Source organism: Gilvimarinus sp. 1_MG-2023, from assembly GCF_030548285.1.
In genome coordinates this window covers 1-496 of sequence record NZ_JAUOSC010000100.1, presented here as the reverse complement: position 1 = coordinate 496, position 496 = coordinate 1, and the positions used below count along the sequence as shown (strand labels likewise).

1 protein-coding gene is annotated in these 496 nt (G+C 55.6%); it reads left to right on the top strand.

Annotated elements, in window-relative coordinates; genetic code table 11:
* On the top strand, positions 1 to 496 hold a 496-nt coding region (locus Q4563_RS15880; protein WP_303605156.1), incomplete at both ends, for a transglutaminase family protein.

Genomic DNA, 496 nt, shown 5'->3' with positions numbered 1-496 from the left:
CGGCAATGTGTATCGAGGCCCGTGGTGGCAAGATTCATATTTTCCTGCCACCACTGCCGTATCTGGAAAGCTACGTTGCCTTGCTCACAATGATCGAGGAAACCGCTGCTGAACTGGAGATGCCGATCATTATCGAAGGCTATGAGCCTCCACGTGACTGGCGGATGCAGAAGTTGCTGGTTACACCGGACCCTGGTGTTATCGAGGTGAATATTCACCCGGCCGACAACTGGCGCGATATGATGCATACCATGAATGAACTGTATCAGGCGGCTCGTGAGTCGCGCCTGGGAACAGAGAAATTCATGTTGGATGGCCGTCACTCCGGTACCGGCGGTGGTAACCACATCACTTTGGGTGGTAAAACACCGGCAGACAGCCCGATGCTCCGTCGTCCCGATCTGCTCCGCAGCTTCGTGACCTATTGGCAGCATCACCCGAGCTTGTCCTACCTGTTTTCGGGCGCTTTTATCGGCCCGACCAGTCAGGCACCTCG